Source organism: Bradyrhizobium sp. ERR14 (assembly GCF_014198235.1).
Lineage (GTDB): Bacteria > Pseudomonadota > Alphaproteobacteria > Rhizobiales > Xanthobacteraceae > Bradyrhizobium.
On record NZ_JACIHD010000003.1, the window covers coordinates 271,875 to 288,739 of the forward strand.

Annotated in this window: 13 protein-coding genes and 1 pseudogene; 10 read left to right on the forward strand and 4 right to left on the reverse strand. The window is 65.1% G+C overall.

Annotated features, from left to right (window positions below; translation table 11 throughout):
* The first annotated feature begins 272 nt into the window (after positions 1 to 272).
* The 7 genes and pseudogenes from gyrB to GGD62_RS11110 form a co-directional block, all read left to right on the forward strand.
* Positions 273 to 2,708, forward strand: coding sequence for a DNA topoisomerase (ATP-hydrolyzing) subunit B (gene gyrB / locus GGD62_RS11080; RefSeq protein WP_018319458.1), 2,436 nt, complete (start codon positions 273 to 275; stop codon positions 2,706 to 2,708).
* 249 nt (positions 2,709 to 2,957) lie between these two features.
* On the forward strand, positions 2,958 to 3,596 hold the full coding sequence (locus tag GGD62_RS11085) for a phospholipid scramblase-related protein (RefSeq protein WP_179732663.1): 639 nt from the start codon (positions 2,958 to 2,960) through the stop codon (positions 3,594 to 3,596).
* Positions 3,597 to 3,679: 83 nt separating this feature from the next.
* Complete coding sequence (locus tag GGD62_RS11090) at positions 3,680 to 4,147, forward strand: hypothetical protein (protein WP_018319455.1); 468 nt, start codon at positions 3,680 to 3,682, stop codon at positions 4,145 to 4,147.
* Between the two features lie 134 nt (positions 4,148 to 4,281).
* A complete protein-coding gene (gene murA / locus GGD62_RS11095; RefSeq protein WP_092251522.1) occupies positions 4,282 to 5,577 on the forward strand; it encodes a UDP-N-acetylglucosamine 1-carboxyvinyltransferase in 1,296 nt (431 codons plus the stop codon).
* A 202-nt stretch (positions 5,578 to 5,779) separates the two neighbouring features.
* Positions 5,780 to 7,174: an MATE family efflux transporter gene (locus GGD62_RS11100; protein ID WP_183708472.1), complete on the forward strand. Its 1,395-nt coding sequence runs from the start codon at positions 5,780 to 5,782 to the stop codon at positions 7,172 to 7,174.
* Positions 7,171 to 7,659 carry a DUF2867 domain-containing protein gene (locus GGD62_RS11105; protein ID WP_183708474.1) on the forward strand — a complete coding sequence of 163 codons (489 nt, stop codon included), beginning with the start codon at positions 7,171 to 7,173 and terminating at the stop codon, positions 7,657 to 7,659. The genes GGD62_RS11100 and GGD62_RS11105 overlap by 4 nt, the downstream gene beginning before the upstream one ends.
* Positions 7,656 to 8,303, forward strand: a pseudogene (locus GGD62_RS11110) (2-hydroxychromene-2-carboxylate isomerase); the annotation flags it as partial. The gene GGD62_RS11105 and the pseudogene GGD62_RS11110, both read left to right, overlap by 4 nt.
* 30 nt (positions 8,304 to 8,333) lie before the next feature.
* Here GGD62_RS11110 and GGD62_RS11115 read toward each other — a convergent pair.
* The gene (locus GGD62_RS11115) at positions 8,334 to 8,828 is read right to left on the reverse strand and encodes a septal ring lytic transglycosylase RlpA family protein (RefSeq protein WP_018319450.1); all 495 of its coding nucleotides are present in this window, start codon (positions 8,826 to 8,828) and stop codon (positions 8,334 to 8,336) included.
* Positions 8,829 to 9,142: 314 nt separating this feature from the next.
* Positions 9,143 to 10,258 (reverse strand): aromatic acid exporter family protein, encoded by a 1,116-nt coding sequence (locus GGD62_RS11120; protein WP_183708476.1) that lies wholly within the window; start codon positions 10,256 to 10,258, stop codon positions 9,143 to 9,145.
* Positions 10,259 to 10,376: 118 nt separating this feature from the next.
* On the opposite strand from GGD62_RS11120, the gene GGD62_RS11125 reads away from it, so the two are divergent.
* A complete protein-coding gene (locus GGD62_RS11125) occupies positions 10,377 to 11,744 on the forward strand; it encodes an MmgE/PrpD family protein (RefSeq protein WP_018319448.1) in 1,368 nt (455 codons plus the stop codon).
* A gap of 194 nt (positions 11,745 to 11,938) precedes the next feature.
* Here the strand turns inward: GGD62_RS11125 and GGD62_RS11130 are convergent, their stop codons facing one another.
* Positions 11,939 to 13,366 (reverse strand): serine hydrolase, encoded by a 1,428-nt coding sequence (locus GGD62_RS11130; protein WP_183708478.1) that lies wholly within the window; start codon positions 13,364 to 13,366, stop codon positions 11,939 to 11,941.
* Between the two features lie 146 nt (positions 13,367 to 13,512).
* Positions 13,513 to 14,574 (reverse strand): helix-turn-helix domain-containing protein, encoded by a 1,062-nt coding sequence (locus GGD62_RS11135; protein WP_183238354.1) that lies wholly within the window; start codon positions 14,572 to 14,574, stop codon positions 13,513 to 13,515.
* 340 nt (positions 14,575 to 14,914) lie between these two features.
* Between GGD62_RS11135 and GGD62_RS11140 the strand changes: the two genes are divergently transcribed.
* Together GGD62_RS11140 and GGD62_RS11145 are read left to right on the forward strand one after the other, a co-directional pair.
* On the forward strand, positions 14,915 to 15,832 hold the full coding sequence (locus GGD62_RS11140; protein WP_018319445.1) for a pirin family protein: 918 nt from the start codon (positions 14,915 to 14,917) through the stop codon (positions 15,830 to 15,832).
* Between the two features lie 78 nt (positions 15,833 to 15,910).
* Positions 15,911 to 16,825 carry a phosphoribosylaminoimidazolesuccinocarboxamide synthase gene (locus GGD62_RS11145; RefSeq protein ID WP_183708480.1) on the forward strand — a complete coding sequence of 305 codons (915 nt, stop codon included), beginning with the start codon at positions 15,911 to 15,913 and terminating at the stop codon, positions 16,823 to 16,825.
* Positions 16,826 to 16,865: the final 40 nt, after the last annotated feature.

A 16,865-nucleotide genomic window follows, 5' to 3' on the forward strand; every position in this document is an offset into this window, starting at 1 on the left:
TCCGGAACACCACGGCGCCGCCTCGGAACAGGCCCTGCGCGCGCCCGCAAAAACCGCGCCTCAGCGGGCCCAAAAGAGGCCTCGAATTGGGCTTTTGGCCAGCCTCGGAATCGGCCTTCGAACGCCTTGAAAACCGGCCTAAAAACCCCATTTAGTCAAAGGGTTGACGGAAGATACTTTGCGCTAGGCGCAGGCCCTCTTTCGTGGCACAAATAGCTCGCAAATCAGCGCCTTTTGCGCCGCTGATTCGGGCGACATCTCGAAGGCCTCTCATGACAGAACCTGCTCGGCAGCCCGCTGCCGAAAACGAGCCCTCCACCGCGAGCGATTACGGCGCGGAATCGATCCGCGTGCTCAAGGGTCTCGATGCCGTCCGCAAGCGCCCGGGCATGTATATCGGCGACACCGACGACGGCTCGGGCCTGCACCACATGGTCTACGAAGTCGTCGACAACGCGATCGACGAGGCGCTGGCGGGCCACGCCACGCGCGTCGACGTCGTGCTCAATGCCGACAATTCCGTCACCGTGCGCGACGACGGCCGCGGCATCCCCGTCGACATCCACAAGGGCGAAGGCATCTCGGCGGCCGAGGTCATCATGACCCAGCTGCACGCCGGCGGAAAGTTCGACCAGAACTCCTACAAGGTCTCCGGCGGCCTGCACGGCGTCGGCGTCTCCGTCGTCAACGCGCTGTCGAGCAAGCTCGGCTTGCGCATCTGGCGCGACAACAAGGAGCACTACATCGAGTTCGCCCATGGCGATGCCGTCGCACCGCTGGTGGTGGTCGGCGACGCGCCGGGCAAGCGCGGCACCGAGGTGACGTTCCTCGCCTCGACCGAGACCTTCAAGAACATCGAATATGATTTCGCCACGCTCGAGCATCGGCTGCGCGAGCTCGCCTTTCTCAATTCCGGCGTCAACATCGCCCTCTCCGACATGCGTCACGCGGTCGAGAAGCGCGAGGAGATGCACTATTCCGGCGGCGTCGAGGAATTCGTCAAATATCTCGACCGCAACAAGAAGGCGATCGTGCCGGCGCCGATCATGGTGCGCGCGGAAGCCAACGGCATCGGCGTCGAGGCGGCGTTGTGGTGGAACGACAGCTACCACGAGAATGTGCTGTGCTTCACCAACAACATCCCGCAGCGCGACGGCGGCACCCATCTTGCCGGTTTCCGCGGCGCGCTGACGCGCCAGGTCAACGGCTATGCCGAGGCCAATGCGAAAAAGGAAAAGATCGCGCTGACCGGCGACGATTGCCGCGAAGGCCTGACCGCCGTGCTGTCGGTGAAGGTGCCCGATCCAAAGTTCTCGTCGCAGACCAAGGACAAGCTGGTGTCCTCGGAAGTGCGTCCCGTGGTCGAGAACGTCCTCAACGAGGCGCTCCAGGCCTGGTTCGAGGAGCACCCGAGCGAAGCCAAGATGATCGTCGGCAAGGTGATCCAGGCCGCCGCCGCGCGTGAGGCCGCGCGAAAAGCCCGCGAGCTGACGCGCAAGAGCCCGCTCTCGGTCTCCTCGCTGCCCGGCAAGCTCGCCGACTGCCAGGAGAAGGATCCGGCCAAATCCGAGCTTTTCATCGTCGAGGGTGACTCGGCAGGAGGCAGCGCCAAGCAGGGCCGCAACCGCGAATTCCAGGCGGTGCTGCCGCTGCGCGGCAAGATCCTCAACGTCGAACGCGTCCGCCCCGACAAGATGCTGTCGTCGGAGCAGATCGGCACGCTGATCACCGCGCTCGGCACCGGCATCAGCGACGAATTCTCGGTCGAGAAGCTGCGCTATCACAAGATCATCGTGATGACGGACGCCGACGTCGACGGCGCCCACATCCGCACGCTGCTGCTGACCTTCTTCTACCGGCAGATGCGCGACATCATCGACGGCGGCTATCTCTACATCGCCCAGCCGCCGCTCTATAAGGTTTCCCGCGGCAAGTCCGAGCAGTATCTGAAGGACGAGCGGGCGCTGGAAGACTATCTGATCGACGCCGGCTTGGATGACTGCGTCTACATTCCCGGTACCGGCGGCGACCGCACCGGCCGCGATTTGCGCTCGCTGGTCGAGGACGCCCGCGTGGTCCGCAGCATCCTGCGCAACCTGCACAGCCGCTATAACCGCAAGGTGATCGAGCAGGCCGCCATCACCGGCGTGCTGAACAAATCGATCTACGGCAATCCCGAGAACGCCGCGGCCGCCGCCCAATACATCGCGAGCCGGCTGGACAATCAGGCCGAAGAGGTCGAGCGCGGCTGGATCGGGCAATACGTGGAAGGCCAGGGCTTCCTGTTCGAGCGCACCGTGCGCGGCGTCAAGGAAGCCGCTGTGATCGACGATGCCTTCCTGGGCTCGGCCGAAGCCCGCAAGCTCGACGAGTACACGACGAAGCTGCAGGACGTCTACGCCCGCTCCGGCAAGCTGCGGCGCAAGGATACCGAGCACATGGTCCATGGCCCGGTCGACCTGTTCGAGGCGGTGACCGAGGCCGGCCGCAAGGGCATCTCGCTGCAGCGCTACAAAGGTCTCGGCGAGATGAACCCGGAGCAGCTCTGGGAGACGACGCTGGACACCGACGTGCGCTCGCTGCTGCAGGTGAAGGTCAAGGAGGTCGACGAGGCCGACGACATCTTCACCAAGCTGATGGGCGACGTGGTCGAACCGCGCCGCGACTTCATCCAGGAACATTCGCTCAGCGCGACGATCGATATTTGAGGTTTGCTTCGCCACTCCCGCTTGCGGGAGAGGCCGACGCGCTCGCAGAGCGCGGCGGGTGAGGGCTTTCTCCTCGCGGAGATATTCTCGGTAAATTCGACGATCCCGCTGCGGAAGCACCCCCACCCCAGCCCTCCCCCGCAAGCGGGAGAGGGAGCGCACCACCTTCACCGCAACACCACCACCTGAACCTCCCCACCTGCCATCGCGACAAAATGACGTAGCCGGCACTGGAAGAGGTCCGAACGAATGTTGTCGACTTTAGCTGGCCAGCGCCAAATGTTCGTGCAGCAGGCCTTCGAATTGGCCGAGCTCTTCGGTTTGGAAACCCGCAATAAGTACCGCATCTGCGATCAAAATGGTCGCGATCTGCTCTATGCGGCTGAACAGCAAAAGGGACTTCTCGGCTTCTTGGGGCGCCAAGTATTTGGACATTGGCGCTCTTTCGAGATCCATTTTTTCGACAACACCCGACAGACGGTCATGCGCGGGGTTCATCCCTTCCGCTGGTTCTTTCAGTGTCTGGAACTGCATTCGCGCGACGGCCGGCTCATCGGAACGATCGAGCGTCAGTTTTCGATTCTCACCAAGACATTCCATGTGATCGATGCGCAGGGGAGAGTGGTGCTCGAGGTCAGTTCGCCATTTTGGCGCGTGTGGACGTTCCCGTTCATGCGTGGAGCGAACGAGCACGCGCGCGTCGCGAAAAAATGGTCCGGCCTTGCCTCCGAACTGTTTACGGACCGCGATAGTTTTCTCGTGGAATATCTAGACCCCGGCCTGACGGAAGATGAGCGAGCGCTGGTTCTTGCCGCTGCGATCTACATCGATCTGATGTATTTCGAAGTCAAAGGCGAGGGCGGCGTCATCAACTTGTTCCGCAATTGAAGCGCGGCGGACCTCTCTCGCTTGTCCACCGCAGCTCCCTGAACCGACCCACAAGGCCAATTCCGGCCGGGAAGTGTCACGCCATGACCGCCTCTGCAACGACCAGTTCCGCCGCGCCATCCCGCCGTCTCGGCGTGATCGGTAGCATCGTCGGCGTGCTGGCGCTGATCGCGGCCGTGTTGCCGCATTGGGTCATACCTGCGATCTACCCGCCACCGCCGGCGGACAAAGTGATCGTCGACACCGGCCATCGACTGAAGGATCGCCTGATCGCACGCGTCAAGGGCGTCGAGTACCAGGCCCCGCCGCGGGAGAAGTCGACGGGGAGCCAATTGAGGGAGGCGTCCTCGATCGCTGCGATCTCGCTCGGCCTGCTTGCCATCCTGCTCTCGGTCCTCGCGCTGGTGTTTCGCGAAGAGCGGCTGCTGGCCGGCGTCGCGGCCGCGCTTGGGGCCGGCGCCATTGCCGTCGAAATCTCCTTCCTGGCCATGGGCGTGCTGATGCTGATCGTCATCCTTTATGTGGTGGCGAATGTTATCGGTCTGTTCTAAACGCGGGTCCGACGGGTTTCCTCGGCCGCCGAGTGGCCTTCCGCCGCAACAAGTGCGGAATTGCTCCCCTGCTCAATTCTTTGTAGTTTCCGCCCGAAACAGGCCCGCCCACCCAACAAGACAGCGAGAACCCCGTGGCGCCCATCCAATACATCGTCGAGGGCGGTCACCGGCTCTCGGGCTCGATCGAGCCGTCCGGCAACAAGAATTCGGCGCTGCCGATCATCGCCGCGGCGCTGCTCACCGAGCATCCGGTGACGCTGGAGAATGTGCCGCGCATCCGCGACACCGAGACGCTGGTCGAGCTGATCCGCTCGGTCGGCGCGGCGGCGGAATGGACCGGGCGCAACACGCTTCACATCCATGCCAAGAGCATCCGCGCCGCCGATCTCGACCCTGAGCTGTGCGTGCGCATCCGCGCCTCGATCCTGCTCGCGGGCCCCCTGCTGGCGCGCTGCGGCGAGGTGATGCTGCCGCCGCCCGGCGGCGACGTCATCGGCCGCCGCCGCCTGGACACCCATGTGCTGGCGCTGGAGCAGCTCGGCGCCAGGGTCACCGCGACCGACCGGCTCGAATTCCGCGCGCCCAAGCTTGCCGGCGCGGACGTGTTCCTGGACGAGCCGAGCGTCACCGCGACGGAGAACGCGCTGGTGGCGGCCGTCGCCGCCGACGGCGTCACCCATTTGCGCAACGCGGCCTCCGAGCCGCATGTGCAGGATCTCGCCAACTTCCTGGTCGCGCTCGGTGCGAAGATCGAGGGCATCGGCACCAACACCATGATCATTCATGGGCCGGCAACGCTGGGAGAAGCGACCTATCGGATCCAGCCCGACCATATCGAGGTCGGCTCGTTGATCGGGCTTGCCGCCGTGACGCGCTCGCCGCTTCGCATCACGCGCGCCGGCGTCGAGCATCTGCGCTCGATCCGCATGGGTTTCGAGCGGCTCGGCATCGTCTGCCGCGTCGAGGGCGACGATCTGATCGTGCCGGCGAACCAGACGCTGAAGATCCAGGACGATTTCGGCGGCCACGTGCCGAAGCTGGAAGACCAGCCCTGGCCGGCCTTCCCGGCCGATCTGATGTCGATCGCGATCGTCACCGCCACGCAATGCGAGGGCGTGATCCTGATGTTCGAGAAGATGTTCGAATCCAGGATGTTCTTCGTCGACAAGCTGATCGCAATGGGCGCGCGCATCGTGCTGTGCGACCCGCACCGCGCCATCATCGCAGGGCCCAGCCGCCTGCACGGCGCGACGATGACCTCGCCCGACATCCGCGCCGGCATGGCGATGCTGCTGGCCGCGGTGTGCGCCCAGGGCACCTCCACCATCAACAACGCTGACCAGATCGAGCGCGGCTATGAGCGCATCGAGGAACGGCTGAACGCGCTGGGGGCGAAGATCACGCGCGTGCCGGAGCGGAAGGGCTGAGGTTCGCCCTCATCCCAACCACAGTATCGTAGGGTGGGCAAAGCGAAGCGTGCCCACGCTTCTGTTGCAATATTGACGAGGTGGTGGGCACGACGCAAACGCGCCTTTGCCCACCCTACGAGACCGAGCTAGCGGATAGAGCACCTCACCTCTCGTTCTCACGGGCCATGTTTTCGTCGCGCGGCCGTGCTAATGAGCCGCCATGCTCGACACCGTGCAACATCGATCGCAGCCGCAAGCCGGCGTGCCGCAAAACCATCTCGCCGAAGAATTCGTCGAGACGCTGCGGCTGGCCGTGCCGATGATGCTGACGCAGCTCGGGCAGATCGCGATGATCACGACCGATCTCGCGCTGATCGGACGGCTTGGCGAGGATGCGGTGGCCGCGGCGGCGCTGGCGCACACGGTCTATTTCGTCAGCTTCACCTTCGGGCTCGGATTGATGGCTGCGGTGTCGCCGCTGGCCGCGCAGGCATTCGGCGCCGGCGATGTCAGGCTGATCCGCCGCTCCTTGCGCGTCGGCCTGTGGGTCGCGCTGCTGATCTCGCTGCCGATGATGGCCTCGCCGCTCTATGGTGAGCGGATCCTGCTCGCGCTCGGACAGGCGCCGCAATCGGCCGCGCTGGCGCAGCGCTACCTCAACGGCCTGGCCTGGGGCATCGCGCCGGCGCTCGGCTTCATCGCGCTGCGCAGCATGATGAGCGCAGTGAACCGGCCGCAGCCGCCGCTGTGGATCACGCTCGCGGCGATTCCGGTCAATGCCGCGCTGGTCTATGCCCTGATCCACGGCCTGTTCGGCCTGCCGGAGCTCGGCCTGTTCGGCGCCGGACTTGCGACCACGATCGTCAATCTCGGCACGTTCATCGCCGTGCTCGCCATCGCAGGGCTGTGCAAGCCGTTTTCGGACTACCGCCCGCTCGCCCGCCTATGGCGGATCGATTGGCCCCTGATGCGCCAGCTGATTGCGATCGGCGCGCCGATCTCGTTTTCGCTGCTGCTGGAATATGGCCTGTTCTCCTCGGCAGCACTGCTGATGGGGTTGATCTCGACCGCCGCGATTGCCGCGCATCAGATCGCGCTGCAGATCACCGCCGTGCTGTTCATGGTGCCGCTCGGCATCGGCATGGCGGCCACCGTGCGGGTCGGCCACGCCTTCGGCCGCGGCGAGCCGGCGGCGGTGAAGCGCGCCGGGCTCGTCGCCGCCGTGCTCGGCATGGCGCTCGTCTCCGCCCTGACGATCGCCATCATCCTCGGCCGCTACCAGCTGGGCCGGCTGTTCTTCGGCAGCGGCGAGGCGAGTGCGGCCACCATCGAGCTGACCGCAACGCTGCTGCTGGTCGGCGCCACCTTCTTCATCGCCGACGGCCTGCAGACCATCATGGGCGGCGCGCTGCGCGGCATCAACGATACGAGAATGACGCTGCTGTTCGCGGCAATCGGCTACTGGGGCATCGCCTTTCCCATCGCCTGGGTACTGGCCTTCAACGTCGGGCTCGGCGCGGTCGGTGTCTGGGTCGGGTTTTCGCTCGGGACGTTCGTTTATGCCGGGCTCTTGATCTTGCGCTTCCGGATGCTGACGCGCAGACTGGCGGGATGAACGGGACCGTCCGCCAAGTCACGCCCGAGGTCGATGCCATCACGCTGCTGGCAGGCGCGCAATTCGTCGACGCGTTTCGCGTCGAGATCGGCGCAGCGACGGTGAATGCCCGCGAGGCCTGCACCCGGATGGTGCTGCATGGACCGCGCTGGATCGACGTGCTGCTGCGCCTGCGCAACATTCTGGTGACGCCGTTCGGGCTGAAGACATCGGGCGAAGGCGCACCGGCTCCGCACGGATTGATCGGCCTGTTTCCGGTGGTCGACGAAACGCCCGAGCGTCTGGTCGCGGGTTTCGATGATTACCACCTCGACTTCCGCATCGTGGTCGATGTTGCAGGAGGTGCCACAAGCCGGCAGGTGACCTCGACCACGCTGGTGCGGACGCATAATCTTCTGGGCCGAACCTACCTCGCCCTCATCACACCCTTCCACAAGCTCGTCGTCCGCGCCATGATGGGGCGCATCGTGGAGCCGGCGCGATGACGCTGTCCGTCGATCTGTTCTTCTCCTTCCGCAGCCCTTTCAGCTATCTGGCGCTGCCGAAGACGCTGAAGCTCGTCGAAGACTACGATCTCGCCGTGAACCTGCGGCCGGTTTACCCGCTCGCGGTCCGCGTGCCCGGCTTCTTCAAAAATGCCAGCCCGAACTTCATTCGCTATGTGGTGCTCGACAGTACGCGCGTGGCGCAGCACGAGGGCATTCCGTTTCGCTTTCCCCGGCCCGATCCGATCGTGCAGGACAAGACGACGTTCGATGTCGCGGCCGAGCAACCCTACATCCACCGCCTGACCCGCCTCGGCGCCATGGCGCAGCTCGAGGGACGCTCGCTCGCATTCACCTCCGCGATCGCGCGCGTGCTGTGGGACGGCTCGGTGGCGGGCTGGAACGAAGGCGATCATCTCGCGCGCGCCGCCGAGAGCGCCGGCTTCGACCTCGCCGCGATGGATGAAGCGATCAGCGCCGACGCGGATCGCTACGAGCAGGTGATCGCCGGAAACGAGAAGGATCACGTCGCCTCCGGCCATTGGGGGGTGCCGACCTTCGTATTCGAGAACGAGCCGTTCTTCGGCCAGGACCGCATCGATCTGTTGCTCTGGCGCATGCAGGGCAAGGGGCTGACGAAGCGCCGGACCGACATTGACGAACACCGCCCGTGTTCAGCCCACCGGCCCCGGGGTCCAATTGTCCCCTGCAAGCGGACTCACTCTCACATCGGGAATGACCCCGAGGTCCATGCTTGGATCGAAATGGCGCATCGTCCGCTCATTGAGGTCAATGATGCGGCCAGGTCTTAGTGGCCCCACGTCATTTATCTTGACGATGACCTTCTTGCCCACGGCTTCGACGAGTGCATATTTCGGCCTCGCGCCAAATTGAACCCCACCGAATTTGCGACGCAAGCTCGTCTTGATCGCAGCCGTCCAGGCAGAGGGATCATAACGCTCGCCGGTGGCTGTCTTCGGACCGCCCTCCTCCTTGCCGGGCTTGAACGGATTGTATGTGGACGCCGCGCCAACGATCGCATCGCCGGAGGCGGCATCGACGACGTCACTTGAGTGATCCCCGCGTGTTTCACTTCGAGCAACGGCAACAGAGAAGGCGAGCGCAACCAGGGCGCCGCAAATTGCGGCGCTCGAGCGGAATAGCATCATAAGTCCTGTGATTTTTTGGATTGTCCGGTTCCAGAACCGCAAACGTGGTCAAGCGAACGCAGAAACGTTCATGAACTTGCGCCAATCGTTTTGCGGATTCGAGCCAACCCCTGGCTACGGAACCGTCGTGGGAACCGGGGTGGTTCTCACGTCGTGTTTTAGCTTCACACCGACTAAGACAGAGATTGCGTCAGCAGCATGACCCGATGGAACCCAGCGCGTGCAGCGTCTCAAGTCGCAGGCAGTCGATCAGAGCAAGCCGCACGACATGCGCATTGCTGTCGAAAGCCGACGTTTACGAGAACGCGCCGAACTCACTCCGCAACGCGCGCGGATTTGTCGGCCGAGGCCTCCGACCATTCGCCGACGACGCGATCGAGGTCGCAGAGATTCTGGTGCATCTGCTCCAGCGAGAAGCCGAGTGCGAAGAAGCGTTCGGCAGTGTCGCCGGGCTGACCGCGGATCAGGCCGTCGTGGCGGACGGCGGCGACCGCTTCGGCGTAGTGCTGAAGCGCGACATGGACGGGATGGATCGGCGGCGCGCCGGCGCCTTCGCGCAAGGCCGCCGCGGCCGACCGCAAGAAGCGTGCTATCACGGCCGAGACTTCCGTCAGCGGAGCTGCGAGCCGCATCTGCACCTCGATCGGCAACGGCACCACGGTGGCGCGGCCGATCATCACGACGTCATGGCGCAGGCGCAGGACGGTGCGCAACAGCGGCCCGGTGTCCGGACCGCTCGACAGCCGTGCGGCGCGCTCGCGCTCGGCTTCAGCGCCGATCGCAGTGAGACCAACCATCGCGATGCCGATCCCGTCCTGGATCCGGTGCAGCGCGTCGTTGTCGCGGCCGCGGGTGAGGCCCGCGAGCAGCTCGGTGAACGCGTCCGCGATCAGCTCAAGCAGGATCGCGGCGCTGGCACGGATCTGCCGCACCGCGCGCGAGGGCAGCACCAGGAACGAGACCAGCAATCCCGTAATGGCGCCGACCGCGACCTCGCTGACGCGATCGATCGCCGAGGTCATGGGATCGGAGTGATGCATGGTCGGAACCAGGAGCACGATCACGGCGGTCACGGTGGCGGCGCTGAGGCTCGGATTGATCGCGGCGATGAAGGCGAGCGGCGCGACCGAGAGCACCAGCAGGCCGAGCAGGCCTGCCTCGCTGGAATAAGGAATCAGGATCGCGATGGCGCCGCCATAGATGGCGCCGCCGATGGTGCCGAGCATGTAGTCGCGCGTCGCCTTCAACGAGCGGCCGACGCTCATCTGGGTCACGATCAGCGAGGTCAGCACCGCCCAAAGCGGCAATAGCAGATGCAGCGCGGTGGCCAGCGCATAGGCCGCGGTCGCGGCCACCGTGACCCGAATCGCCAGCCCGAGCTGCGTCCGCCGCGACCTGATCCGCTCCCACACCTGTCTTGCGAATGCCATCGTCAGACGTCCCAATCTTCTCGGGCCAAGCAAAAGCATGGCTGATGCCCGCGGCCCCAAGGCCGCTTGAAAGGCCAAATCAGCCCGCCTAACTTGCGCGCCAAAACGAGGAAACACGATGGCCCACGAAACCGCAACGCTCGCCGCCTATGTCTTCAACCTGAAATACCAGGATATTCCGGCCGAGGTGCTGGACCGCGCCAAGGTGCTGACGCTGGACTTCCTCGGCAGCGCGATCCGGGCCAGGCGCGAGGCGGAGTCGACCCCGTCGATGCTGAAAATGCTGGAGGCGCTGGCGCTCGACACCAAGGGCGAATCCACCGTGTTCGGCGACTCCAAGACCTGGACGCCCGCGGTCGCGGCACTGCTCAATGGCGCACTCGGCCATTCCCTCGACTTCGACGACACCCACGCGGATTCCTCGCTGCATCCGAGCGCGCCGGTCGTTCCGGCTGCCTTCGCCGTCGGCGAGATGGTCGGCGCATCGGGCCGCGACGTGCTGACCGCGATCGTCGCGGGCTATGAGGTCTGCTGCCGGCTCGGCAACGCACTCGACCCGACCTCGCATTATGCGCGCGGCTTCCACCCGACCGCGACCGCCGGCACCTATGGCGCGGCGGCCGCCGCTGGCAAACTGTTCGGGCTGTCCGAGCAGCAGCTCATCGCCGCCTTCGGTGTCTCCGGCAGCCAGGCCGCCGGCTCGCTGCAATTTTTGGTCAACGGCGCCTGGAACAAGCGCTACCAGGTCGGCGCCGCCGCGATGAACGGCGTGATCGCCGCGACGCTGGCGCGCAACGATTTCGTCGGCGCGACGGAATCAGTTGAGGGCAAGCACGGCCTGCTCGCCGGCTACACCGACGATGCACATCCGGACAAGGCGGTCGCCGAACTCGGCAAGACCTACGAGACCATGAAGATCGGCGTGAAGCCATATCCGAGCTGCCGCTATACCCATGCCGCGATCGATGCGCTGATCGCGATGCGTCGCGAGCACAATCTGACGCCCGACCAGGTCAAGCGCGTCGAGATCGGTTTGCATCGGAACGGCATCACCTTGACCGGCGATGCCGCCACCAAGCGTCATCCGACCTCGATCGTCGGCGGCCAGTTCTCGATGTTCTTCACCGGCGCGCTCGCGCTCGACCAGGGTTCGTTCGGCTGGGACGACTATAACCGCCTCGGCGATGCCGCCATCGACGCGCTCGCCGACAAGTTCGACGTGGTGCAGGACGACCGGCTCGAGATCGGCCGCACCCATCCGTTCGGCGCCCGCGTCAGCATCACGACGGACGATGGTGTGCATGAGCGGCTCTATGCGGACCCGTCCGGCGAGCCGAATTCGTTCCCGGACGCGCAGGCCATGCAGCAGAAATTCCTGACGCTGGCGCGCCCCGTGCTGAACGCGCGCGCGGAGAAATTCGCGGATGCGATCATGACGCTGGAGCGATTCGACCGCGTGGCCAAGGCGACGGAGCTGGGGCGGTAGAAGCGACGGCTCTTTCCTTCCCTTCTCCCCTTGTTGTGGGAGAAGGTGGCGCGAAGCGCCGGATGAGGGGTACGTCTCCGCGCAATCAACTGCATGAGAGGCGTGCGGAGAGAGACCCCTCACCCGTCTCGCCGCTACGCGGCGAGCCACCCTCTCCCACAAGGAGAGGGGGGAAGTAGCGCCAAGCTCTACTTTCAATTCACCTCCGCCAGCTTCCCCTTCTCGCGCGTCGCGGCCACCACATCCCGCACCAGATCGAACACGCCATCGGCCCCCAGCGGCCCGTTCGGTGAGCGACCGAGCCTCACGATCACCAACTTCTCCGACGGGATCATGATCGCGTACTGCCCGATCGTGCCCTTGGCGAAGAAGGCATCGCGCGGCCAGCCGTGCGCGATGCGAAACTTTGCACCAATGCTGTCGCCCTGGTTGGTCCAGAAGCCGGCGCCGATGCCGACCCAGGCATGCGGCGTGGCCGACGCGGAATAATTCACCCAGCCCTCGGGCAGGATACGCTTGCCGCCGGCTATGCCGTCGTTGAGATAGAGCTGGCCGAAGCGCGCCCAGTCACGCGCAGAGGCCAGCATTTCGCCGGAGCCCTCGATCATGCCTGAAGCGTCGAGCTGAAGCGTGACGTTGACCATGCCGAGTGGCGCGAACAATTCGCGGCGTGCGAAGCGGAGCGCATCGGCAGGCTTGCCGCCGGCGGCATCACGCAGCAGATGCGCGAGGACGAGGAAGTTGCCGTCGTGATAATTCCACGCCGTGCCCGGCGCGGTTGCAAGCGGCGCGCGTTCGGCAAAGCTGGCCATATCGTCTTCGGCGTATTTCATGGTGTTGACCGGTTCCAGCGCGGAGCCGAGCGAGGCCTCCAGCGAGCTTCCGAGCGCAATGCCTGCGGTGTGACGCAGCAATTGATCGACGGTGATGGGATGACGCGGATCATCCGGATCTTGCCAGACAGCGACGGGCGCGGGACCGTCGAGCTTCAACTTGCCCTGGCGCACCAGAATGCCTGTCAGCGCTGACATCACCGACTTCGTCATGGAGAAACCGAGCAGTTGCGTCTCCGGCCCGATGCCGTCGGCATAGCGCTCGGCAATGATGCGGCCGGCCTTCATCACGACGATCGCGCGGGTGCGACGATAGGGCGGCTGCGCGGGCTCGGCGAAGGCGCGGTCGAGCGCGGCTGCCAGGCCGTCACTCTGCGGCGGCACGACCCCCGGGCCGGCGATCTCGGGGAGCAGCGCGGGCTGCCTGTCGTCAGGCGGCAACGCGACATCGGCGATCCCCTGCCCGTGCTCGAGCGTGCAACCAAGTCCCTCGCGATAGACGGCATGGCTGCGGCCGATTCCGAACAGGGACACCGTGACATCCTTGCGCGTGCGATCGACACGAAGATCCATCGCCCAGGTGAGCAGACCCGCGCCCGGCATCGCGTCGGTGGTCTCGGCGAGGTCGCGCATGAGATCGAGGCCGGAGACGAATATCTCCGAGCAGAGCGTGTGGGCGATGAAGCCGGCCGCAACCTTCGGCGCGTCGCGGGCGCGTGCGGCGCCGAGCGCGAGGCCGGCACAGGCGATGGTGGTGGTGAGCAGAATGATCTTGCGGCGGCGGGTCACGGGCTTTCTCCGGCTTTGGGGCGAGTGCGGGAGAGCAGGCCGGAGGCGGGCGATACGCGCTCGCCGGATTTGGAAAACGACCTCGTCGAAACTGATCGAGGCTAGTCGATTTCGGAATTCTTACGTGATTTCAAAGGTCTAAAAATCTAGGCCGCATTCACCTTCAGCCGCCGATATTCCGTCGGCGTCACCCCAGTCACCGCCTTGAAAGCGCGATTGAACGGGCCGAGCGACTGGAAGCCGGCATCCATCGCGATTGTGATGACGGGGACCTCGGCCTGGGCGGGATCGGCGAGCGCCGCCTTGGCCTCCTCGATCCGGTGATTGTTCAGGAACACATTGAAGTTGCGATAACCGAGCCGCTGGTTGATCAGCCGGCGCAGCCGGTATTCCGGAATTTTCAGCCGACCCGCCAGCACGCCGATGGTGATGTTCTCCTGACGATAGATCCGCTCGTCCGCCATCAGCCGCATCAGGGCGTCGATGAGTTTTTGATCGGCGGATTCATCGGCCGCAGGCTGACTGAAAACAACCGGCGGGGCGGGCGCCACCGCGGCCGGAAACAGATCCGCTCCATCGATGCGCATCATGGCATAGACGATCGCCGCCACGGTGCAGGCGAGCACGCCGGCATTGATGGTTTCGGCGACATCGCCGACGTGGTGGCCGACGACGGCGATCTGGAGCACCGCGTTCAGCCCGCCATAGAGCGCGATTGCACAGACGACGAAGACACGAGCGCTGCGGCGGCGCTCGACCAGGTCAGCCGGCCAGGAGGCGATCATCTGCCCGACCGCAAGGGCGATGAAACCGAGCACGATCAGATTGACCACCGTCACCGAGAAGCGCACATGGCCGCTGGGTGCAATCCAGACGCAGCCCGCGAAGCTGAAGGCCGTCACCAGCGCCCAGACCCATCCGTGCCACCAGCGGAGGCGAAACTCGTCGTCGAACAGGGAGCGTGTGAACAGCCAGAACACTACGATGGTGCCAGTCGACAACGCGATCAGCGGTGCATGCCAGAGCGCGATCGGCGAGGTGACATCCACCGAATAGCTCACCGCATGCGCGGCCGAGCTGAGCGCGAAGGCGGCGCCGAGGCGGGCTGCCAGCACGTTGCGAAAGTCGTGCAACAGCGACGCCGCCAGCATCAGTAGCAGCGCAACGCTGGCAGCGCGGAAGGCGAGCTCGGTTGCGGCAAGGGTCATCGGCTGGGGCGAACGGGAGTGGTTGGAACCAGCCGAACATCGTTCGTTGGCGTTATTTTTTCAAGGACCATCCTTACTCACAACTGTCAGCGCCCGGTTTCACAGATCGTAGGGTGGGCAAAGCGAAGCGTGCCCACCGCTTCTTCTCGATCAGAGAAAGATGGTGGGCACCGGCGCTAGCGCGCCTTTGCCCACCCTACGGCTCGATGCACCGCTTTCGCGGAGCATGACAGCGGAGTATGTGGAGCGATTGCCCCCGGCGACGGCCCCCGGCCTTTGTCGCGACGGCGACGTCAAATCCTGCTACGATCGCGCTCGCTTAATACGGAAGGAATCCACCATGAGCTGGCAACCCTCGAACGATCCCGTGCTCGGCGATCCCATGTCCTGCGATGCGCTCGATCTCGTCATCGTGCCGCGCACGCGCGATCTCGGCGACGGATTCGCGGTGCGGCGTGCGCTGCCGCATGGCAAGCGGCAGATGGTCGGGCCCTTCATCTTCTTCGATCATTTCGGTCCGGTGCAGTTCGTCTCCGGCAAGGGCATGGACGTGCGGCCGCATCCGCATATCGGACTTGCCACCGTCACCTATCTGTTCGATGGCGCGATCATGCATCGCGACAGCGAGGGCAACGTCCAGGAGATCGCGCCCGGTGCGATGAACCTGATGACGGCCGGGCGCGGCATCGCGCATTCCGAGCGCACGCCCGAAGCGCAGCGCGCCTCGGGCCAGAAAATGCTGGGCCTGCAAAGCTGGATCGCGCTGCCGGCGGGATCGGAAGAGATCGCGCCGTCGTTCCAGCATTACGGCGCCGGCGATTTGCCGATGATCTCCGAGCGCGATTTCACCGCGCGGGTGATCGCAGGCACGTCGTTCGGCATCACGTCGCCTGTGGCGATGGTGTCGCCCTGGTTCTACACCGAGGTCACGGCCGCCGCCGGCGCGAGCGTGCCGCTCGATCCCGATCATGAGGAGCGCGCGATCTATATCGTCGACGGCGAGGTCGAGATCGCAAACGAGCGTTACGAGGCGCCGCGACTGCTGATCTTCCGCCCGGGCGACCGCATCACCGTGAAGGCGCTGAAAGCGACCCGGATGATGTTTCTCGGCGGCGATGCGCTGGAGGGGCCGCGCCACGTCTGGTGGAATTTCGTGTCCTCCAGCAAGGAGCGGATCGAGCAGGCCAAGCAGGACTGGAAAACCGGCCGTTTCGCGGCAGTTCCGCAGGAACATGAGTTCATTCCGCTGCCGGAATAGGCTAACCCGGTTGCCGGCCGTGCTGTCCAGTGCGGCCGGATATCCCGCCTGAAAGCCAAGTCCGCGAAAGCTTTGCCGATGACCACCATGCTCTCCAGCGACCTGCCCCTGACCAAGATCGGACGCGGCAAGGTGCGCGATATCTACGCCGTCGATGACGAGCGCCTGCTGCTCGTCACCACCGACCGCATCAGCGCCTTTGACGTGGTGATGGGCGAGACCATCCCGATGAAGGGCGCGGTGCTGACGCAGATCAGCGCGTTCTGGTTCGGCAAGCTGGAAGGCGTGGTGCCGCATCATATGATCAGCGCCGATACCGACGAGATCATCGCGGCCGTGCCGGCGCTGAAACCGCACCGCGCCGAGATCCTTGGCCGCGCCATGCTGTGCAAGCGCACCACCGTGTTCCCGATCGAGTGCGTGATCCGCGGCTATATCTCGGGCTCGGCCTGGAAGGAGTACGCCGCCAGCGGCACGCTCGCGGGCGAGAAGCTGAAGGCCGGCCTCGTCGAGAGCGAGAAGCTCGAGCCTTCGATCTTCAGCCCGGCGACCAAGGCCGAGACCGGCCATGACGAGAACATCACGATTGCGAAAATGCGCGAGGTCGTCGGCGACGAGGTCGCCTACACGCTGGAGAGCATGACCCGCGCGATCTACACGCTCGGCGAGGAGCTGGCGCGCGAGCAGGGCATCATCATCGCCGACACCAAGTTCGAATTCGGCCAGGACAAGGACGGCCGCATCATCCTGATCGACGAAGTCATGACGCCGGATTCCTCGCGCTTCTGGGCGGTCGATGCCTACAAGCCCGGCCAGCCGCAGGCGAGTTTCGACAAGCAACCCTTGCGCAACCATCTCGACGTCGAGCGCCGTGCCGGCCGCTGGAACGGCGACGCCCCGCCGCCGCCATTGCCGGCAAGCGTGGTGGACGCGACCAGCAAGCGCTATCTGGAGGCGTATCGGCGGGTGACGGGCACGGAGCTGAAGATCTAGGCGCGATACTGCCGCACGCCCCGCCTCGTACGTCGACCGT